A 21,112-nucleotide genomic window follows, 5' to 3' on the forward strand; every position below is an offset into this window, starting at 1 on the left:
CGCGGCGGAATTACACGGACCGCCTCTTGCGGTCTGCCACGGCAGGGAAGGGAACGCGCCACACACGGCGCGCTTCGGTGGGGCGCCGGGCAAATGGGATCAAACGATCTACCAGAGTACGCACCCGAGGGCCCGGCTGGCAAATCAGTTCCGCGGGCAGGGCTCCGGGAGCGGTGCCCGCGGGCGCGCGCTTCGGGTACGCGCCGGTCGGTGCGCCCCGCGACGCGCCCCGTGTCCTCCGCGGGCGCCGGGGAGTTGAGCCTACGACACGTCCTGAAAGGGGCTCCCCATGCCTGAGCCGACAGCCCGTGCCGCCCTGCGGATCTCAGCCGCCACGATGGCGGTGCTGGCGCTCGGCGGGTGCATGACCGTCTCCGGCACCGGCCGGCCCGGCGGCGCCCCCGACCCCGGCTCGGGCCGCAGCGGCACCGAGCCCGACGGCGGCGTACGGGTCAACGACGTACCGTCCGCCGCGGCCGGCGGCACCGGCCCCGGCAGGGCGGGCGGCGCCGGGGGCGCAGCCGGCGGGCGGGACGGCGCCGGAAAGGACCCCTCGGCTACGGGCCGGCCGGGCGGCGGCGCGGCGGACCCGGCGCCGCCGTCCCCCGGCACCGGCGAGCCCGCCGACGCGGGCGGCGCCGGCGACTCCCCGGATCTCCCGCGGCCCACCACCCCGCGTCCCCGCCCCCGGCCGACGGTCCCCGCTCCGGACCCGACGGTCCCCGCCCCGACGCCGACACCCACGCCGACCCCGACGCCGACCCCCACCGACGATGCGGGCGGCGGAGGCAACGGGGGCAGCGAAGGCGGCACAGGCGGCGCCGGCGGCTCCTCGCCCCAACTCCCCTCCGCCTGACCCCGGCTCACCCCGGCTGACCCCGGCTCAGGTCGACCTCCGCCGGCAGCCGGCCCCCGGCCCCGGGCCCCCCTCAGCCGTACCCCAGCGCGTGCAGCCTCTCGTCGTCGATCCCGAAGTGGTGCGCGATCTCGTGCACCACCGTGATCTCCGTCTCCGCCACCACGTCCTCCCGCGACTCGCACATCCGCAGCGTCGGCCCGCGGTAGATCGTGATCCGGTCCGGCAGCACCCCCGCGTACCACTCGCCGCGCTCCGTCAGGGGCGTGCCCTCGTAGAGGCCGAGCAGGCCGGGGTCGTCGGGCGGCGGCTCGGGTTCGACGAAGACCGCGACGTTGTCCATCAGCCGGGTCAGCTCCGCCGGGATCCGGTCGAGCGCCTGCGCGACCAGTTCCTCGAACTCCTCGTTCGGCATGTCCAGCACATGGCCCATTCTGCGTCAGACCGCTGAATACCGGGGGGTCACACCGGGCATACGATGCGAATGGCCCGCGAAGTGCCTTTTGCGGTCTCCCCCGTCCGCGCCCTGTTCGAGCGGCTGCGCCGCGCCCCCGCCCGTGTCCGCCGTTTCCCCGCCGCCGTCCGCCGGCTGTCCGGCCGGGCCCGGCGGGCGGCGGGGCGGCGACGGGACCCCGGGGGCCGCCGGACCCGCGTCGAGTCGTCCCTCGTCCACCGCCCCCACCCCTACGCCCGTGCCCTCGGCTTCGCCGCCGTCACCGTCGTCGGGGCCGGGCTCGGGCTGCTCGTCGTCGGCGGGGTCGAGACGTCCGTCGGCCCCATGGACACCCGGATGGCGCTCACGCCGTCCGCGACCGGCGACACCCGGATCCGCGTCGCGCCGCTGGGCGCCATCGACATGGACAGCCACGACGCCCCCCTCCGCCTGGACGTCGAGGTCGAGCGGCTGGACCCCGACCGCTCCCGCGCGCTCGTCGCGCACCCCGAGGAGTTCTCGGGTCTGGAGGAGGAGGTGACCGCCGACATCCGCCGGAGCACCATCGACCTGGGCGTACGCACCGGCGGTGCCGCCCTCGTCGGAGCCACCGCGCTCGGGCTCGCCGTCTACCGCACGCCGCGCCGCGCGCTGGCCGCCGGCGGGCTGGCGCTCGCGCTGCTCGCCGCCTCCGGCGCCGCCGCCTTCGCGACGTGGAACCCGAAGTCCGTGCTGGAACCGAAGTACTCCGGGCTGCTGACCAGCGCGCCCAGCGTCATCGGCGACGCGCGCAGCATCGTCACCGAGTTCGACGTCTACCAGCAGGAGCTGGCCCGCCTGGTCACCAACGTCAGCAAGCTGTACGACGCCGCCTCCACCCTCCCCGCGTACCGGCCCGACCCCTCCACCGTCCGCTTCCTGCACGTCTCCGACATGCACCTCAACCCCGCCGCCTGGGGCATCATCCGCTCCCTCGTGGACCAGTACGAGCTGGACGCCGTCATCGACACCGGCGACACGATGGACCACGGCTCGGCCGCCGAGAACGTCTACCTCGACCCGATCGCCACCCTCGGCGTCCCGTACGTGTGGGTGCGCGGCAACCACGACTCGCTCACCACCCAGGCCGCCGTCGCCGGCCAGAAGAACGCGCGGGTCCTGGACGACGGCGAGTCGGTGGTCGTGGCGGGCGTGCGGATCGCGGGCATCGGCGATCCGCAGTTCACCCCGGACCGCTCCGTCGCCGCGGCCGGCGACCCGGCGGAGGTCGCGGCGGGCGAGCGGCTGGCCGCGGCGCTCGCCGGGCTGCGGGACCGGGGCCGGCCGGCGGATCTGGCGGTCGCGCACAACCCGGTGGCGCTGGAGCAGGTCGACGGCCTCGTGCCGCTGGCGCTCGGCGGCCACCGCCACCAGCGCAAGCAGCACGACCTGCCGGAGGGCACGCGGCTGATGGTCGAGGGCTCGGCGGGCGGCGGCGGGCTGCGGGCGGTGGAGGAGGACGTGCCGGAGAAGGTGTCGGCGTCCGTGCTCTATTTCGACCGGAGTACGCGCCGGCTGCAGGCGTGGGACGAGATCACGCTGGGCGGGCTGGGACTGACGTCGGCGGAGGTCAGCCGCCATCTGGTCGAGGAGAACCGGCCCGGTGGCGCCGAAGGGACGGACCCGCCGGCCGCCCCCGGCGAGGACTCTTGACAGCACTCCGTCACAAGAATTAACTCAACCAGACTCGAACAAACAGAGTGCAACACGCCAGTTCTCCCGGTTCCTCCTGCTCATCCGATGTGTAAGGAGTACCCGTGCCTCTCTTCGGCCCGCTCGGACGACGGCCGGCCGGCACCCTGCTGACCGCGTTCACCGTCCTGGCCACCGCCTGGCTGTCGCCCGCCGCGGCGACGACCGTCGCTGAGCCTCCGCCCCGTACGGCCACAACCTCCGATGTCTGGACCGTGGCCGCCCCACAAAACCAACACGATGCCCTCGCGGCCGACGTCGTACGCGACGAGGCCACCGGGGCGCTCACGCTCACCGTCCGCCGCGGCGCGGACACCGTGCTGCCCGACTCCCCGCTCGGCCTCCGCACCGAGGGCGCCGACCTGACCCGCGGGCTCGACGTCCTCGGCCGGGACGACCGCCGCGTCCACGAGCGGTACGAGATGACCACCGGCAAGCAGCGCCGCGTGCGCTCCGCCATGACGGAGTCCCGCTTCGCGCTGCGCGGCGACGGGGGCGTCCGCATGGACCTCGTCGTCCGCGTCGCCGACGACGGCGTCGCGTTCCGCTACGAGCTGCCGGACTCCGCGGGCACCGTCGTCACCGGCGAGGCCACCGGCTACACCCTCCCCGCCGACGCGCCCGCCTGGCTGCTGCCGCACACCGCCTGGTACGAGAACGTGCGCGGCGAGACCACGGCCGGCGGTGCCGCCGCCGACGAGTACGGCTACCCGGCCCTCTTCGAGGTCGACGACAGCTACGTGCTGCTGACGGAGTCCGGGATGGACTCCGGGTATCCCGGCAGCCGGCTCGACCATCCCGCCGGCGGCGGCGCGTACAACCTCGAACTCGCCGAGGCCGAGGTGGTCTCGGAGGGCGACCTGGCGACCCCGTGGCGTACCGCGATCGTCGGCGACCTCGCGACCGTCACCGAGTCGACGCTCGTCAGCGACCTCGCCCCTGACTCGGCGGTCGCCGACACCTCCTGGATCCGTCCCGGCACGGTCTCCTGGTCCTGGCTCGTCGAGCACAGCAGCCCGGCGGACTTCGAGCGGCAGAAGGACTTCGTCGACTACGCCGCCGCGCACGGCTGGGAGTACACGCTCGTCGACGAGGGCTGGAGCCGCGACTGGGTGCCGGAGCTGGTGCGGTACGCGCGCGCCAAGGGCGTCGACATCCTGCTGTGGTACCGCTGGTGGGAGGTCGACACCCCCGAGGAGATGGACACCGTCTTCGGCGAGCTCAACGACTGGGGCGTCAAGGGCGTCAAGGTCGACTTCATGAACCAGGGCGACGGCGACCCGGAGGGCGTCGGCCGGCACGCCTGGTACGAGGACGTCCTCGCCGCCACCGCCGAGCACGAGCTGCTCGTCAACTTCCACGGCGCGACGATCCCCAAGGGCATCCAGCGCACCTGGCCGCACCTGATGACGTACGAGGCGGTGCGCGGGCACGAGTACTACACGTTCAACCAGCCGCTCACGCCCACGTACAACACGATGCTGCCCTTCACCCGCAACGTCGTCGGCTCCGCGGACGTCACCCCGGCGACGTTCTCCATGACCAACAGGACCCACACCGACGCCCACGAGCTGGCCCTGCCCGTGGTCCACGAGTCCGGGCTCCAGCACCCCGCGGACAGCCCGGAGAGCTACGCGCAACTCCCCGAGGCCGAGCGGGTGCTCGACCAGCTCCCCACCGTCTGGGACGAGACCCGCTACCTCGGCGGGCGGCCCGGCGACGACGCGGTGCTGGCGCGGCGCGCGGGCGAGCGGTGGTTCGTCGGCGGCATCCACGCGGGCGCGGCCGGCGAGACCGAGGTGGACCTCGGCCGGCTGGGCGCGGACGACGACGACCGGCTGCTCGTCGAGCTGGTCACGGACGGCGCGGACGGGCTGGCGCGCGAGACCCGCAGGGTCGACGGCGACGCGGAGCTGACCGTGCCGGTGGCGGCGGACGGCGGGTTCGTGGCGCTCGTCTGCCCCGCCGAGCGCGGGCGTACGACGTGCGACGAGCCGGTGTCTCGAGCGCCGGCGACCGCGGTGACGATCACCCCGGAGACGGCCACCGCGGCGGCCGGTGACGAGATCGAGGTCTCCGGCCGCTTCGCGGCCACGGACGACGTGACCCTCAGGGACGTCACGCTGGGCGCCCGGCCGTGGGCCGGCTGGACCGCCGCGGGCGACGACGTCGAGCGGTCCGTGCTGCGGCCCGGCCGGTCGCTGGCGGGCACGTGGACGGTGCGGGTGCCCGAGAACGTGCGGCCCGGCTACGCCGACGTGCCCGTCGCCGCGGAGTTCCGCAGGCCCGGCGCGGCGCGCGGCGAGCCGCCCGTGCACGTCGAGCAGGCCGTCCGGGTGCTGATCGCCCCGCCGGTGCCGCAGGGCGAGGCGCACGTCGGCGACCTGCCGTTCCTGTCTGCGGCGAACGGCTGGGGCCCGGTCGAGACCGACACCAGCGTCGGCGACCAGCAGCCCGGCGACGGCGAGCCGCTGACCATCGGCGGCACGACGTACGCCAAGGGCCTCGGCGCCCACGCGCCGTCCCGCGTGACGGTCTACCTCGGCGGCGCCTGCACCTCCTTCACCGCCCAGGTGGGTGTGGACGACGAGGTCGGCGACCGCGGCTCGGTGAGCTTCCGGGTCCTCGGCGACGACACGGAGCTGGCGGCCACCGCCAACCTGCGCGGCACGGACGCCGCGCAGCCGGTGACGGCGGACGTGACCGGCGTCGACCTCCTCACCCTGGAGGTGGCGGACGGCGGCGACGGCATCAGCTACGACCACGCGGACTGGGCGGAGCCCGTGGTGTCCTGCGCCTGACGCACGCGCACGCGACGCGGAGAGCGCCGCGGTCGGCCGGTGGCCGCCGCGGCGCTCTTCCGTGTGTACGCCCCGGGCGCCTGCCCCGGGTGACCGCCCGTCATCTGTCGAGTTTCGCGAAGTCCGGAGCAATCCACTTCTTCACGGAGGAATACGGAACAAGGAGTCCATGACGGGCGCAGAGGTCGGAGGGCTTCAGAACACCGCGCTGGCGAGCGTCACATGGACGGCGGTGCCGCCGAGTATCGACAGCGGGACATTGCGCCGCCACAGGTGGACGGCCGCGGTGGCGGCCAGCGCCAGCAGCGTCGGCCACGCCGCCGCGGGGTCGCGCGGCGTGAGGTGGCGCAGCGTGTAGGCGGCGAGGATCACCATCACGCCCACCGGCATCGCCGCGGCGAGGTACGCCACGAGCGGGCTGGACCGCAGCGGCGCCAGCGCGGCGAACGGCAGGGCGCGCAGCGCCCAGGTGACGGCGACGGCGACCGCGACGGCGGCGAGGAGGTAGCCGGCGGCGGGGGTGTCAGGCACGGGCGCCCGCCTCCCGGCGCCGTACGAGCGCGTAGCGGGCGAGGAGCACGGCGCCGAACAGCAGGAACGCGGCGAAGAGTTGTCCTGACGGCACCGCGAGCCGCGCGGCCAGCGCGCAGCCCAGCGCCAGCGCGGGCACGGCGCGGCCGGGCCGGTCGCGGAGCGCGTCGAGGGCCAGCACGGTGAACAGGGCCGTGACGGCGAAGTCCAGGCCCTCGACGCCGGTGGGGACGGCGGCGCCGAGCAGCGCGCCGGCGGTGGCGCCGCCCGCCCAGTACAGGTGGATGAAGACCTGGAGCCACAGCACGCGGCGGCCCGGGTAGGACTGCGCGGCGGGGTGCGCGGTGACGGCGTACGCCTCGTCGGAGAGCGCGAAGGTGCTGTACGCCCTGGCCGCGCGGCCCCGGACGCGGTGCAGCGGGAAGGACAGCGCGTAGAAGACGTGCCGGAAGTTGACCGTGAACGCCGTCAGCGCGATCTGCCCGAGCGGCGCCGCGGCCAGCACCAGGCCGAGGAAGAGGAACTCCAGCGAACCGGCGTAGATGAGACCAGAGAAGACGCTCGCCCACCACCAGTCCAGGCCCGCGTGGGCGACGAGGACGCCGAAGGCCACGCCCATGGGGAAGGCGCCGAGCCCGACCGGTCCGGAGTCGGCGAGCGCCCGGGCGAGGTCGGCGCGCAGTTGGCGTGGCATGAGTCGATCCTAGAAACATCCACGCCTCATATGGTTGCAGATTATGGCAGTAAACTGATGGAGTGAGCAATGAAAAGAAACTCGATGACCTTGATCGCGAAATCTTGCGTCAGCTCCAGCACGATGGCCGGCTGACGAACGTCGAGCTGGCCCGCCGCGTCGGCCTGACCCCGCCGCCCTGCCTGCGGCGGGTGAAGCGGCTGGAGGAGGCCGGGATCATCACGGGCTACCGGGCCCGGGTGGACGAGGAGGCAGCGGGGCGCAGGCTCGAAGTGATCGTGTCCATCGAGGTGTCGGTGAGCGACCTCGACACCCTCGCCGGGTTGGAGGCGACGATCGGCGCGTACGACGAGGTGGTGGAGTTCCGGCGGGTGTTCGGTACGCCGGACTACTTCCTGCGGGTGCTGGTCGCGGACTACGCGGCGTACGAACAGTTCCAGACCGGGAAGATCATCGGCATTCCGGGCGTCGCCCGGGTGATCTCGCAGCCCACAATGAAGAAGATCAAGGTCGTGGACTGATTTCCCAGCACGCCCGCATTCGTCAAATAAATGGCCTGACACGTAAGTGAGTTGAGAAATCGAATTCAATTGGTCGGATCTCTTGCTACGCGACTGGTGCCCGACTACGTTACGGCTCGCGTCCCTTGGCGCGGCGCCTTTCGCCGCCGCCGGGAATTCCCCCACCGCAGGCCCGAACGTGAGGAAAACCCTCGTGACGATCTCCCGACGCAAGCTCATCGTCTCCGGCGCCGCCGCCTCCGCCGCGGCCGCCGCCGGCGGCGTGCTCTCCACGCAGTTCGCCGGCGCCGCCGAGGAGCCAGCGGCGGCGCCGCGGCCCGGCGCGAAGCCGGCCGCGAGCCCGATCGGCGACGTGGTCGGCAAGATCACCGTCGGCTACCAGGGCTGGTTCGCCTGCCCCGGCGACGGCGCGCCCATCAACGGGTGGTGGCACTGGAGCCGCGACATGAGCCGGCCGCCGTCCCCGGACAACACGACCATCGCGTCCTGGCCGGACATGCGCGAGTACGAGAACACGTACCCCACCGCCTATCCGGACCTCAACGGCGGCGGCCAGGCCACCCTCTTCTCCTCCTGGGACGACCAGACCGTCGACACGCACTTCCGCTGGATGGCCGAGAACGGCTGCGACACCGCCGCCCTCCAGCGCTTCAACCCCTTCGGCGGCGAAGGCGCCACGCGCGACGGCATGGCCGCCAAGGTGCGCGCGGCGGCCGAGAAGCACGGCCGCAAGTTCTACATCATGTACGACGTCACCTCCTGGACGCAGATGCAGTCGCAGATCAAGGAGGACTGGACGACGAAGATGAGCGCGTACACGTCGTCCGGCGCGTACGCCGTGCAGAACGGCAAGCCGGTGGTGTGCATCTGGGGCTTCGGCTTCAACGACGACGGCCGCCCCTTCGAGCCCGGGCCCTGCCTCGACGTCGTCAACTGGTTCAAGAACCAGGGCTGTTACGTCATCGGCGGCGTGCCCACGCACTGGCGCACCGGCCAGTCCGACTCCCGCCCCGGCTTCCTCGACGTCTACCACGCCTTCCACATGATCTCGCCGTGGATGGTGGGCCGGATCTCCGACGTCGGCGGCGCCGACCACTTCTACAACAACGTCAACGGGCCGGACAAGGCCGACTGCGACGCGCACGGCATCGACTACCAGCCCTGCGTCATCCCCGGCGACCTGCAGAGCGGCCACCGCGCACACGGCGACCTGATGTGGCGGCAGTTCTACAACCTGGTGCGGCTGGACGTCGCGGGCTTCTACATCTCCATGTTCGACGAGTACAACGAGGCCAACCAGATCGCCAAGACCGCGGAGACCGGCGCGCAGGTGCCGTCAGGCTCCGGGATCCGCGCGCTCGACGAGGACGGCACGTCGTGCTCCTCGGACTACTACCTGCGGCTGACCGCGGACGGCGGCCGGATGCTCAAGGGCGAACTCGCCCTCACCCCGGACCGGCCCACCCCGCCGCGGCCCTGATCGCGCCGCCGGGCCCGCGCGCAGGCGCCCCCGCGCGCGGGTCCGGCGGCGACCCGCGGCCCCAGGCGGCGCTCCCCGCGCCCGCCGGGCCGCACCCGCGCGCCCCGCGCGCCCCACCCCCGCACCACCCGAGTCTTCCGTCGCACGAACGATCTTCGAGGTGAGTGACATGTCCGGAGACATCACCCGCAGAGCCACCGTGAAGACCGCGCTCGCCGCCGCGGGCGCCCTGACGCTGGGCACCCCCGCCCTGGCGTACGCCGCCCGCCGGGCCGCCGCCGACCCCGGCGACGCCTGGCGCCTGTGGTACGACAAGCCCGCCGCCGACTGGGAGCGCGAGTCGCTGCCGCTGGGCAACGGCGCCTTGGGCGTCGGCGTGTTCGGCACGCTCGCCTCCGAGCGGCTGACGCTCAACGAGAAGACGCTGTGGACCGGCGGCCCCGGCTCCGGCGGCGGCTACGACTTCGGCAACTGGCGGGAGCCTCGGCCGGGGGCGCTGGAGGCCGTACAGGACCGGCTCGACGCCGAGGGCCGGCTCAGCCCCGAGACCGTCGCGCAGCAGCTCGGCCAGTCCAAGCACGGCTTCGGCGCGTACCAGATCCTCGGCGAGCTGCTGCTCGACCACCCGTCGGCGCCCGGCGGCCCCGACGGCTCGTACTGGCGCGACCTCGACATCGCCGAGGGCGTCGCGGCCGTGGCGTACGCGCACGAAGGGGCCGACCACCGCCGCGAGTACTTCGTCTCGCACCCGGACGCGGTGGCGGTGGGCCGGCTGACGGCGAGCCAGCCGGGGCGGGTGTCGTTCACCCTGCGCTACACCTCGCCGCGCAACGACTTCCAGGCCACCGCGAGCGGCGACCGGCTGACGATCCGCGGCGCGCTCCAGGACAACGGCATGGTCTTCGAGGCGCAGATACGGCTGCTGACCGAGGGCGGCAGCGTCTCCGCCGGCAACGGCACGCTGACGGTGAGCGGCGCGAACAGCGCCTGGTTCGTGCTGGCGGCCGGCACGAACTACGCCGACACCTACCCGGACTACCGCGGCGCCGACCCCCACGACCGCGTCACCGGCGCAGTCGACCGGGCCGTCCAGGCGGGCCACGGCACGCTGCGCGAGCGGCACGTCGCCGACCACCGCGGGCTGTTCGACCGCGTCGCGCTCGACATCGGCCAGCAGCAGCCCGCGCAGCCCACGGACCGGCACCTCGCCGGCTACGGGAGCGGCTCGGCGGCCGACCGGGCGCTGGAGGCGCTGTTCTTCCAGTACGGGCGCTACCTGCTGATCGCCTCCTCCCGGGCCGGGTCCACCCCGGCGAACCTCCAGGGCGTGTGGAACAACGTCACCAACCCGCCGTGGAGCGCCGACTACCACGTCAACATCAACCTGCAGATGAACTACTGGCCCGCCGAGGTCACCAACCTCGCCGACACCACCGGCCCGTACGACGACTTCGTCGAGGCCCTGCGCGCCCCCGGCCGCGTCTCGGCGCAGGAGCTCTACACCACCGGCGGCTGGGTCGTCCACAACGAGACCAACCCCTTCGGCTTCACGGGCGTGCACGACTGGGCGACGTCCTTCTGGTTCCCCGAGGCCGCCGCCTGGCTGACGCAGCAGATGTACGAGCACTACCGCTTCGACGGCTCGACGGACTACCTGCGCACCACCGCGTACCCGGTGATGAAGGAGGCCGCCGAGTTCTGGCTCGCGAACCTGCGCACCGACCCGCGCGACGGCAAGCTCGTCGTCACCCCCAGCTACTCGCCCGAGCAGGGCGACTTCACCGCGGGCTGCTCCATGTCGCAGCAGATCGTGTACGACCTGCTGACCAACACCCTGGAGGCGGCGCAGACCCTCGGCGACAGCCCTGACTTCCGCACCCGCCTGGAGCAGACGCTCGCCGACCTCGACCCGGGCCTGCGGATCGGCTCGTGGGGCCAGTTGCAGGAGTGGAAGGCGGACCTGGACGACCAGAACAACGACCACCGGCACGTCTCGCACCTCTTCGGCCTGCACCCCGGGCGGCAGATCGAGGTCGGCAGCCAGTGGGCGGAGGCGGCGAAGGTGTCCCTGACCGCCCGCGGCGACGGCGGTACGGGCTGGAGCAAGGCGTGGAAGATCAACTTCTGGGCCCGGCTCACCGACGGCGACCACGCGCACAAGATGCTCGGCGAGCAGCTCAAGTCCTCCACGCTGCCCAACCTCTGGGACACCCACCCGCCGTTCCAGATCGACGGCAACTTCGGCGCCACCTCCGGCATCGCCGAGATGCTGCTGCAGAGCCAGCACGGCCCCATCGAGGTCCTGCCCGCCCTGCCCGGCGCCTGGCCCGCCGGCTCCGTGACCGGGCTGCGCGCCCGCGGCGGCGCCACGCTCGACGTCACCTGGGCCGGCGGGCGCGCGACCCGGATCGCCCTGCACGCGAGCCGTACGCGCCAACTCACCCTGCGCAGCGACCTGCTCCCCGGCGGCGAGCAGGTCATCGACGCCGTGGCGGGGCAGACGTACACCTTCGGCGGCTGACCCCGCCCGCGTACCGCCCGGGCCCGCGACGTGCGCCGCGGGCCCGGGTCCGGGGCGCACCGGGCAGGCCCGTGCCCGTTTGTCAGGCAGTTGTTTTCCAGCCTTGCACACGGCGTCTTTTAATTCGCCTGACAATGCACCAGCGCCCTTTGCAGACCAGCAACTAAAAGGCGTTTTCAGGGCGTTGACTTAGTAACACACGTGGTTTTACATGTGCGACACGAGCCGCACAGGAGGCCACGCCATGCACCCCCACAAGCAGGCGACCGTGACCGCTGCCGCACCGCCCTCCGCCGAGGACACCGGTGTGCTGCGGCAGTGGGCGGCCGAGGGCGGGGCGCTCGAACTGCGGGCCCGGATCGTGCTGCTGGCCGGGCAGGGCATGCGGGACACCGACATCGCCCGCCGGCTCGGCGTCTCGCGGCAGACGGTCGGCACCTGGCGGCACAAGTGGGCGGACGAGGGCATCGCCGGGCTGCGGCACCGCGCCCGCCCCGGGCGGCCCCCGACCGTCGACGAGGCGGAGGTCCTGGCCCGTACTCTCCTCGCCAGCGACGGCGCCGCCGCCTCCCGGGCCGTGGGCCGCGAACTGGGCCTGTCACACGCCACCGTCGCCGCCATCCGGCGCCGCTGGTCCGACCACCCGCCCGCGGACCCGCCGCTGCCCGGCTCCGACCTCTGGATCGTCGGCCTGTACGCGGACGCCCACGGCGCGGTGCTCCTCGCCGGCGCCCGGCCCGGCTCCGCCGCCCAGCCGCGCCCCGCCGGCAACGCCGTGGGCGCCGACGTGCTCGCCGGGCTCGACCGCGCCTGCGACGCCCTGCCCGGCGCCGTCGCCGGCAGCCGCCCGCCGGCGCCGCACCGAGCGCTCGCCGCGTTCCTCACCAAGGCCCGCAGGCGGCATCCCCGCATCGAGTTGTCCGCGCTCACGCTCTGGACCGCGGACCCCGCGGCAGACCACCCGCACGCCTCCCCGCCCGCCGCACCCGTACCGGCACCCGGCCCCGTGCCCGGCCCCGTGCCCGCCGCCGCGCCCGGCCGGCCGACCGCCCGCCCCCCGCAGCCGCCGCCCGCCATCCGCCCCGAGGCCTCGCCCCCCGCCACCCTCCACCGCATCCCCGCCACCTGCACCTGGCGCAGCTACCTCCGCGCCCTCGTCGCCCTCGACAGCTCCCGCCACCCCGAGTCCTCCCGCCGCGTCTACCGCGACCTCACCGGCGCCGTCGAGGCGTACGCCCGGAAGCCCGCCGGCGAGCCGCTGCAGTGGCTGCGCGAGTCCATAGCCAGCCACGCCGCCCCGCCCCGCCCCCGTACCCGCCCCGGGGGCGGGGCCGGGACCGGGCGCCTGGACGCCGCCGGCGGCGCGAACCACATCGACCTCGGCTCGTTCAACGAGTGCGTCGTCATCGAGGCGGTCCGCCTCGCCGGCACCGTCACCCGCGGCGAGATCGCCCACCGCACCGGCCTGACCCAGCAGTCCGTGTCCCGGATCGCCCGCTCGCTGCTGGCCCGCGGCATCCTCGTCGAGGAGAACCGCCGCCAGGCGACCTCCGGCAAGCCGCGCACGCCCGTGCGGCTGCGCGGCGAGGCGGCGCACGCCGTCGGCATCCACATCGACCCGGAGGTCTTCACCGCCGTCGTCATCGACCTGGACGGCGCGATCGTCGCCGAGCGCACCCGGCCCGTACAGCCGACCTCCGACCCCGACGTGCTGGTCAGGCAGGTGGCCCAGCTCGGCCGCGGCGTGCTGGCCGACGCCCGCGGCGCGGTACGGCCCGGGGGGTTCCTCGGCATCGGCGTGGCCGTCCCCGGCCCTGTGGACACCGACTCCGGCACGGTGCTCGACCCGCCGCTCATGTCGGTGTGGACGGACCTGCCGCTGCTGTACCTCCTCAAGGACCACTTCCGGTGCCCGCTGATCATGGAGAAGGACGCGACCGCGGCGGCGGCGGGCGAGCGGTGGATCGGCCGCGACCGGCGGGCCCGCGACTTCGCGTACGTCTACCTCGGTACGGGCGTGGGCTCCGGCCTCTACCTCAACGGGGACCTGCACCGCGGCACCAGCGCGAACGCCGGCGAGTTCGGGCAGTTGTGCGCCGTCGCGCTCGGCCGCGCCGAGACCGGCGGCCGGCCGGAGGTGCTGCCCGAGTGCAACCCGCCGCTCGGCCTGTCCCGGCTCGCCGCCCGGCACGGCTACCCGCTCGACGGCGCGCTGGCCGGCACCACCGCCGGCTACCGCGCCGTCACCGAGGCCGCCGCGGCCGGCGACCCGGCCGCCACCGCCGCCGTACGGGACCTGGCGCGGGCCGTCGGGCAGGGCACCACGAGCCTGGTGGACCTGCTCGACATCGACCTCGTCGTGCTCGGCGGGCCGTTCTTCACCGACCCGGCCGCCCCGCTGTACCTGTCCCACATCGGCGAGATGGTCAACGACTTCCCCACCGCCCGCCGGCTGCGGCACGTCGACGTCGAGCGGTCGGTGCTCGGCCCCGAGGCCGCGGCGGTCGGCGCGGCCTCCACGATCTTCCACGCCGCCTTCACCCCGAGGCTGCGCGGCGGCACCGCCCTGCGGGCCCTGTGAACCGTACGGCCCGGGAACCCCGGGCACCCGCACGAACCGTCACCCCCGACGTACCAGGAAGGAAACCCATGAGACGCACCCCCCACCGGCGGTCCCGGCAGAGACGGACGGGCAGACCCGGCGGCGCCCTGCGCACGCTGGCCGCCCTCGCGCTGGTGCTCGGCGGCGGCACGCTGGCCGCCGGCGGCCCGGCCGCGGGCGACCCGGCCGACATACCCCCCGGCGACTACCAGCACGTCCAACTGGCCTCCGGCACGGCCGAGCTGGGCGAGCCGATGTCGCTCGCCGTGCTGCCGGACCGCTCGGTCGTGCACACCGCGCGCGACGGCACGGTCCGCTTCACCGACGCGGCGGGCAACACGAAGACCGCCGGGAAACTCGACGTCTACAGCCACGACGAAGAGGGGTTGCAGGGCGTCGCCGCCGACCCCGGTTTCGCCACCAACCGGCAGATCTACCTGTACTACTCGCCCACGCTGAACACCCCGCCCGGCGACGCGCCCGTCACCGGCGCCCCCGCCGACTTCGAGCCCTGGAAGGGCCACCTGAACCTCTCCCGGTTCACGCTCAACGCCGACGGCACCCTCGACATGGGCAGCGAGCAGGTCATCCTCGAAGTGCCCAACGACCGCGGCCAGTGCTGCCACGTCGGCGGCGACATCGACTTCGACGCCCAGGGCAACCTGTACCTGAGCACCGGCGACGACACCAACCCGTTCGCCTCGTCCGGCTACTCCCCCCTCGACGAGCGGGCCGACACCAACCCGCAGTTCGACGCCCAGCGCACCTCCGGCAACACCAACGACCTGCGCGGCAAGGTGCTGCGGATCAAGCCCACCGCCGACGGCTACACCGTTCCCGGCGGCAACCTCTTCGCGCCCGGCACCCCCGAGACCCGCCCCGAGATCTACGCGATGGGCTTCCGCAACCCGTTCCGGATGTCCGTCGACCGCGAGACCGGCGCCGTCTACCTCGGCGACTACGGCCCGGACGCCGGCACCACCGACCCCAACCGCGGGCCGAACGGCCAGGTCGAGTTCAACCGCATCACCGAGCCCGGCAACTTCGGCTGGCCGTACTGCACGGGCACGAACACCGCGGCGGAGACGTACAACGAGTACACCTTCCCCGGCGGCCCCTCGGGCGCGAAGTACGACTGCGCCGGCGGCCCCGTGAACAACTCCCCGCACAACACCGGCCAGGACAGGCTCCCCGCGGCCGAGGCCGCCTGGATCCACTACGGCGGCGACGCCGGCAGCCCGCCGGAGTTCGGCGGCGGCTCGGAGTCCCCGATGGGCGGCGAGGTCTACCGCTACGACCCGGACCTGGACTCGGACGTGAAGTTCCCCGCGTCGCTGGACGGCCGCTACTTCGCCGGCGAGCTGGGCCGGCAGTGGATCAAGGCCATCGAGGTCGGGTCGGACGGCTCCCCCGGGCTGATCGAGGACTTCCCCTGGGACGGCACGCAGGTCATGGACACCGACTTCGGCCCGGACGGCGCGCTGTACGTCCTCGACTACGGCACCGGCGGCGGCAACCAGGCGCTGTACCGCATCGAGTACCTCGCCGGCGCCAACCGGAACCCGGTCGCCGAGGCGACCGCGGACGTCACCTCGGGCGGCACGCCGCTGACCGTGGCGTTCAGCTCGGCGGGCAGCGCGGACCCGGAGGGCGGCGCGCTCACGTACCACTGGGACTTCGGTGACGGCGCCACCTCGAACGAGGCGAACCCCTCGCACACGTACACCGCGTCCGGCACCTTCACCCCGACCCTCACCGTCACCGACCCCGAGGGCCTCACGGGCACCGACAGCCTGGTCGTGACCGCCGGCAACACCGCGCCGACGGTGAACCTCCAGACGCCGGGCGACGGGCGGCTGTTCTCCTTCGGCGACGACGTGCCGTTCACGGTGGCGGCGAGCGACCCGGAGGACGGCGCGATCGACTGTTCCAAGGTCGAGGTCACGTACTCGCTCGGGCACGACAGCCACACCCACGAGATCACCTCGACGACCGGCTGCAGCGGGACCCTCGACGTGCCGGAGGACGGCGAACACGACAGCGCCGCGAACCTGTACGGGGTCTTCACCGCCGAGTACACCGACTCGGGCGGGCTGACGGGCACCAGCGCCCGCACCCTCCAGCCGCGGCACCGGCAGGCCGAGCACTTCGGCGCGATGTCCGGCATCCAGATCGCCGGGCACGGCGGCGCGGAGGGCGGCGCCACGGTCGGGTTCACGGACGACGGCGACTGGGTGTCGTTCGAGCCGTACGCGCTGGACGACGTGACCGGCGTCAGCGCGCGGGTCGCCTCCGGCGGTCCCGGCGGCACGATCGAGATCCGTACGGGCTCGCCGACCGGCGGCCTGCTCGGCACCCTGAACGTCCCGCCGACCGGCGGGTGGGACACGTACGTGGACGTCTCCGCCTCGCTGAACCCGGCGCCGGCCGGGACGACGACGCTCTACCTGCGGTTCGCGGGACCCACGGGGCAGGGGAACCTGCTCGACGTCGACGCCTTCACGTTCACGACGTCGTAGGGAGACGAACCGGCCGGAGAACCCGGTCCGTTGCGGCGGACCGGCCGAAGGACGGCCGGCACGGTGCGCCCGGCTGGGCGGAGCGCACCGTGCCGGTCTCTTCGACGCCGTCTCTCTTCGACGCCGTCCGCGTGACTCCCTCAGGTCACTCCGCCGCCGCCAGCGCCGCCAGCAGCTCCCGCTCCCGCGCCGGGCTCAGCCCCGCCCGCCGCGGCCGGTCGAGACCCTGCCCCCGTTCCCACGCCAGGGTGTCCGCCAGCATCTCCGCCCGCGGCCTGTGCGTCAGCCCCGCGGCCTGGGCCGCGGCGCCGCTGCGGGCCGCGAAGCCCTCCCAGCCCGGCTCCTCCAGCCACATCGCCAGCGACTCCGGCCCCATGAACGGCTCCACGCCCTGCCCGCGCAGCCACGTGGAACCGGCCTCGGCCACCGGCCCCGTGTGCCCGCCGACCTCCCGGGAGAGCCGGATCCACTCCTCCAGGGAGAGGACGGGCCCGACCGCGTTGTACGTCCCGGTGGTGCCGGACTCCGCGTTGTCGAGCATCCAGTCTGCGAGGTCCCGGACGTCCACGACCTGCGTCGACAGGTGCGGCCCGTGCGGGACGAGCATGGCGCCCAGGGGGTCGCGGGCGGCGCGGGCGACCCAGTAGCCCGTACGGTCCGTGTGGTCGCCGGGGCCGCCGATGAGCCCGGCGCGGGCGATGACGAGCCGGTCGCCGACCGCCTCCCGGGTCGCCTGCTCGCAGGCCGCCTTGGCCTCGCCGTACGTCTCGCGGTCGGCCTCGTCGCGGTCGGTGGGCTCCATCAGCGGCGCCGACTCGTCGGCGCCGGGCTCGTCGTGGGTGGCGTAGACGTTGCCGGAGGAGACGTACGTCCAGTGCCGGGCGCGGTCGGCGAGCGCGGCGAGGGCGCCGCGGACGAAGCCGGGCTGCCACGACACCTCGACCACGGCGTCCCAGGGGCGGTCGGCGCTGCGGGCGGGCAGCGCGTCGTACGCGCCGGGCTCGCGGCGGTCGGCGGCGACCAGCTCGGCGCCGTCCGCCACCCCGCCGCTCTCGCCGCGCGCGAGGCACGTCACGCGGTGCCCGCGGGCGAGCGCCAGCCGCGCCACTTCCCGGCCCAGCCAGGCCGTACCGCCCAGCACGAGAATGTCCATCCCCGCACCCAAGCACCGATTCCGGCCCGGCACAGCATCGCTACGCCGACAGCAGAAGCCGTCACCCGCGAACGGGCCGGGTGGGCGGTCCGGAGAGGCGGGCCTGAAGGCCGTCGAGGATGAAGTCCAGGCCGGCCGCGAAGGTGCCGTTCCAGTCGTCGTCGCGGAGGTAGTCGCTGGCGGCGAGCGTCGGGTAGCGGTCGGCCTCGGCGCGCACCCGCTCCTGGGCGAGGTCCCGCTCCTCGGCGCTGACGTCCAGCGCCGCCTGGGTGGAGGCGGAGCCGAGGACGTGGTTGTGCAGCGCCCAGGTGGCGGCGAGGAGGTCGCGGCCGGTGAAGCCGGCGCGTACGAGCGTGGCCTGGAGGACCTCCATCCAGGCGAGGAAGTGGGGGCCGAGGCCGGGCTTGCGGCGGGCCGGGACGGCGGCGGCCCAGGGGTGGCGCAGCAGCACGGCGCGCCAGCCGCCGAGGACGGCGGCGACGTCCTCGCGCCAGCCGCCGGCCGGGTCCGCGGCACCGGGCGCCGGCGGCTGCGTTTCGCCGAAGACCGCGTCGACCGCGAGGTCGATGACGTCGTCCTTGGTGTCGACGTGCCAGTAGAGGGAGGGCGCGACGACCGCGAGCCGGTCGGCGAGGCGGCGCATGGTGAGCCGGTCGATGCCGTCCTCGTCCAGCAGCGCGACTGCCGCCGTCCCGATCCGGGCCCGCGTCAGCGGCGGCTCGCCGCGGGTCGGCGTCCGCCCCGGGCGCAGCCAGATGCTCTGCGTACCGTCGCCCTTGCCGCGTTTCCGCTGGTCACCCTGCTTTTTCTCGCTACCCACCCGGCCGAGTGTAGTACGGTGTGCGACGCCCCCTAACACCGTTAGGGAGTCACATACACCGTTAGAGAAGGTGGGATACCGTGCCGGATGAGACGCACGCACGCGCCGGGGGCCGGCGCCGCTGGTGGACCCTGCTGGCCGTCAGCACCGCCCAGTTGCTCGTCGTGCTGGACAGCACGATCGTGAACATCGCCCTGCCGTCCGCGCAGCAGGCGCTCGGCATGACCGACGCGAACCGCCAGTGGGCCGTCACCGCCTACGCCCTCGCCTTCGGCGGCCTGCTGCTGATCGGCGGGCGCGTCAGCGGACTCCTCGGCCACCGCCGCGCGTTCGCCGCCGGCCTCGTGGGCTTCGCCGCCGCCTCCGCCCTCGGCGGCGCGGCGACCGGGCCGGAGACGCTGTTCGCCGCCCGGGCGCTGCAGGGCGTCTGCGCCGCGCTCCTCGCGCCCGCGGGGCTGTCGCTGCTGACGACGACGTACACCGGGAACCGCGAACGCGGGCGCGCCTTCGGGGTGTTCGCCGCCGTCGGCGCGGCGGGCGCGGCGGTCGGGCTGATCGCGGGCGGGCTGCTGACGCAGTACGCGGGCTGGCGCTGGTGCCTGTACGTCAACGTGCCCGTCGCGCTCCTCGCCGCCCTCGGCACCGCCTTCGTGCCGCACGCCCCGCGGCTGCGCGCCACGGGCCGGCTCGACCTGCCGGGCGCGCTGCTCGGCACCGCCGGCTTCGCCGCCGTCGTCTACGCGTTCAGCGAGGCCGAGCCGCGCGGCTGGGGCGACGCGAGGGTGCTCGCGCTGCTCGGCGGCGGGGTCGTGCTGCTGGCGGCGTTCGCCGCCGCGGAGCTGCGGGCGCCGCAGCCGCTGCTGCCGATGCGGGTGCTGCTGCACCGGGCGCGCGGCGCGGCGTTCCTGGCGATCACGCTGATGTTCGTCGCGGTGTTCGGCTTCTACCTGTTCATGAGCTACTACACGCAGGGCGTCCTCGGCTACTCACCCGTCGAGTCCGGGCTGACGCTCCTCGTCAACGCCGCGGCCGCCCTCGCCGGCTCGCTGCTCATCGCCGGCCGGCTGCACGGGCGGGTGGCGCCGGCGGCGCTGATCGTGCCGGGTCTTGTCGCCGCGGCGGCCGGGATGCTGCTCCTCACCCGGCTGACGGCGGACAGCTCGGCCGTGCTGGGCGCGTACCTCGTACCGGCACTGGTGCTCACCGGGCTGGGCCTCGGCTGCGTCATGCCGCCGACGGCGGCGCTGGCCACCGCGCACATGCGCCCGCACGAGATCGGCGCGGCGTCGGCGGCGTACAACGCGTCCCAGCAGTTGGGCGCCGCGCTGGGCACGGCGCTGCTCAACACCCTCGCCGCGAGCGCCGCCGCCGCCCACCTCTCGTCGGCGGCGGGCACCACGGCGACGGCGGCCACGGTGCACGGGTACACGACGGCGCTGACGGTGGGGGCGGCGGTGCTGCTGGGCGCGGCGTGCCTGACGTCGCTGCTCGCCACGCCGCGCCCGGAGCGGGAGCCCGCCGCGGCGCCGCCCGCGGAGCCGGAGGCGGCGGCGGCGGGGCAGGAGGCGGCGGCGGGGCAGGAGGCGGGCGTCGGGCCGGAGGCGGGCGTCGCTCAGCAGGTCTCGCGGACGTAGCCCGCGGCGCCCCGCGGGGACACCGCGACGTCGCGGCGGACGACGCTCAGGCGGTCGCCCCAGTCCCCGCAGGCCGCCGCGAGGCCGCCGGGCGTGTACTCGACGACCAGCACCCGGTCGTCGAACGCCCCGGCGTAGGCGGCGCACTCGTCGTACGCGCCGCACTCCTCCGCGACCGCGAAGTCCAGCCCGGTACGCGCCCGGTCGCCGGCCAGCTCCGGGGTGTTCTTCTGCGCGACGGCCAGCCCGCGGTCGTGCGCGCGGCGGGTGAGGAGCGCGGCGTACGACCGGGCGTGGGCGGCGGTCAGCAGGCGGGGGAAGCGGACGTACGTGTCGAGGTTGTCCGGCTCGACGGCCTGGAAGCCCCGCGCGGCGCAGCCGTCGATCCAGCGGCCGACCTTCGCGGCGATGCGCTCGCGCTTGCCCGCGGTGCGCAGGTCGAGCACGGCCTCGCCCCAGTCCTCGTCGTAGACGACCTCGCCGTCGGCGTCGCGCAGCAGCAGGTCGGGGTCCCACGCGTCCTCGGCGCCGGGCTGGGCCTGGAAGGCGTTGACGTAGCAGACGTTGTACGCGCCGGGGGCGGGGGCGTCGCCCCGGTCGCGGACGACGACGCCGACGCCGGGGGGCGGGTCGTACGCGCCGCCGATCTGGTAGTCGAGCCCGGCGCCCGGCGGGGGCAGCGCGGGCTCGCGCGGTTCGTCGCCGTCCCCCCGGGCGGCGAGGAGCAGGGCGGCGGCCACGACGGCGGCGCCGGCGAGGGCGGCGCCCACGAAGACGGCGCCGGCCGCGCGGTTTCGTACGCGGGTCACCCCCTCA

Annotated in this window: 15 protein-coding genes; 9 read left to right on the forward strand and 6 right to left on the reverse strand. The window is 74.5% G+C overall.

All coding sequences use genetic code 11. From position 1 onward, the window contains the following. The first annotated feature begins 289 nt into the window (after positions 1-289). Positions 290-856 carry a hypothetical protein gene (locus O7599_RS16980; RefSeq protein WP_281622998.1) on the forward strand — a complete coding sequence of 189 codons (567 nt, stop codon included), beginning with the start codon at positions 290-292 and terminating at the stop codon, positions 854-856. Between the two features lie 73 nt (positions 857-929). Here the strand turns inward: O7599_RS16980 and O7599_RS16985 are convergent, their stop codons facing one another. Beyond that, complete coding sequence (locus O7599_RS16985; RefSeq protein WP_281622999.1) at positions 930-1,280, reverse strand: metallopeptidase family protein; 351 nt, start codon at positions 1,278-1,280, stop codon at positions 930-932. Positions 1,281-1,340: 60 nt separating this feature from the next. Between O7599_RS16985 and O7599_RS16990 the strand changes: the two genes are divergently transcribed. Then, positions 1,341-2,981, forward strand: coding sequence for a metallophosphoesterase (locus tag O7599_RS16990; protein ID WP_281623000.1), 1,641 nt, complete (start codon positions 1,341-1,343; stop codon positions 2,979-2,981). Positions 2,982-3,085: 104 nt separating this feature from the next. Continuing rightward, a complete protein-coding gene (locus tag O7599_RS16995) occupies positions 3,086-5,821 on the forward strand; it encodes a glycoside hydrolase family 97 catalytic domain-containing protein (RefSeq protein WP_281623001.1) in 2,736 nt (911 codons plus the stop codon). Positions 5,822-6,016: 195 nt separating this feature from the next. Here the strand turns inward: O7599_RS16995 and O7599_RS17000 are convergent, their stop codons facing one another. Both O7599_RS17000 and O7599_RS17005 read right to left on the reverse strand, forming a co-directional pair. After that, positions 6,017-6,352, reverse strand: a complete 336-nt coding sequence (locus tag O7599_RS17000) for an AzlD domain-containing protein (protein ID WP_281623002.1) — start codon at positions 6,350-6,352, stop codon at positions 6,017-6,019. Continuing rightward, on the reverse strand, positions 6,345-7,046 hold the full coding sequence (locus O7599_RS17005) for an AzlC family ABC transporter permease (RefSeq protein WP_281623003.1): 702 nt from the start codon (positions 7,044-7,046) through the stop codon (positions 6,345-6,347). The genes O7599_RS17000 and O7599_RS17005 overlap by 8 nt, the downstream gene beginning before the upstream one ends. Before the next feature lie 62 nt (positions 7,047-7,108). Here O7599_RS17005 and O7599_RS17010 point away from each other — a divergent pair, with 62 nt between their 5' ends. From O7599_RS17010 to O7599_RS17030, 5 genes are all read left to right on the forward strand, one after another. Beyond that, the gene (locus O7599_RS17010; RefSeq protein WP_281623004.1) at positions 7,109-7,567 is read left to right on the forward strand and encodes an Lrp/AsnC family transcriptional regulator; all 459 of its coding nucleotides are present in this window, start codon (positions 7,109-7,111) and stop codon (positions 7,565-7,567) included. A 193-nt stretch (positions 7,568-7,760) separates the two neighbouring features. After that, a complete protein-coding gene (locus O7599_RS17015) occupies positions 7,761-9,047 on the forward strand; it encodes a glycoside hydrolase family 71/99-like protein (RefSeq protein WP_281623005.1) in 1,287 nt (428 codons plus the stop codon). A 169-nt stretch (positions 9,048-9,216) separates the two neighbouring features. Further along, positions 9,217-11,568 carry a glycoside hydrolase family 95 protein gene (locus tag O7599_RS17020; protein WP_281623006.1) on the forward strand — a complete coding sequence of 784 codons (2,352 nt, stop codon included), beginning with the start codon at positions 9,217-9,219 and terminating at the stop codon, positions 11,566-11,568. 244 nt (positions 11,569-11,812) lie between these two features. After that, positions 11,813-14,149, forward strand: a complete 2,337-nt coding sequence (locus tag O7599_RS17025; RefSeq protein ID WP_281623007.1) for an ROK family protein — start codon at positions 11,813-11,815, stop codon at positions 14,147-14,149. Positions 14,150-14,217: 68 nt separating this feature from the next. Continuing rightward, positions 14,218-16,689: a PQQ-dependent sugar dehydrogenase gene (locus O7599_RS17030; RefSeq protein WP_281623008.1), complete on the forward strand. Its 2,472-nt coding sequence runs from the start codon at positions 14,218-14,220 to the stop codon at positions 16,687-16,689. A gap of 145 nt (positions 16,690-16,834) precedes the next feature. On the opposite strand, the gene O7599_RS17035 is transcribed toward O7599_RS17030, so the two are convergent. Together O7599_RS17035 and O7599_RS17040 are read right to left on the reverse strand one after the other, a co-directional pair. Beyond that, positions 16,835-17,842 carry an NAD-dependent epimerase/dehydratase family protein gene (locus O7599_RS17035; protein WP_281623009.1) on the reverse strand — a complete coding sequence of 336 codons (1,008 nt, stop codon included), beginning with the start codon at positions 17,840-17,842 and terminating at the stop codon, positions 16,835-16,837. Positions 17,843-17,903: 61 nt separating this feature from the next. Next, positions 17,904-18,662 (reverse strand): TetR/AcrR family transcriptional regulator C-terminal domain-containing protein, encoded by a 759-nt coding sequence (locus O7599_RS17040; protein WP_281623010.1) that lies wholly within the window; start codon positions 18,660-18,662, stop codon positions 17,904-17,906. Positions 18,663-18,742: 80 nt separating this feature from the next. On the opposite strand from O7599_RS17040, the gene O7599_RS17045 reads away from it, so the two are divergent. Continuing rightward, positions 18,743-20,296 carry an MFS transporter gene (locus O7599_RS17045; RefSeq protein WP_281623011.1) on the forward strand — a complete coding sequence of 518 codons (1,554 nt, stop codon included), beginning with the start codon at positions 18,743-18,745 and terminating at the stop codon, positions 20,294-20,296. Here O7599_RS17045 and O7599_RS17050 read toward each other — a convergent pair. Continuing rightward, positions 20,275-21,105, reverse strand: coding sequence for an endo alpha-1,4 polygalactosaminidase (locus tag O7599_RS17050; protein WP_281623012.1), 831 nt, complete (start codon positions 21,103-21,105; stop codon positions 20,275-20,277). The genes O7599_RS17045 and O7599_RS17050 overlap by 22 nt on opposite strands. Positions 21,106-21,112 lie beyond the last annotated feature (7 nt).

Source organism: Streptomyces sp. WMMC500, assembly GCF_027497195.1.
GTDB lineage: Bacteria > Actinomycetota > Actinomycetes > Streptomycetales > Streptomycetaceae > Streptomyces.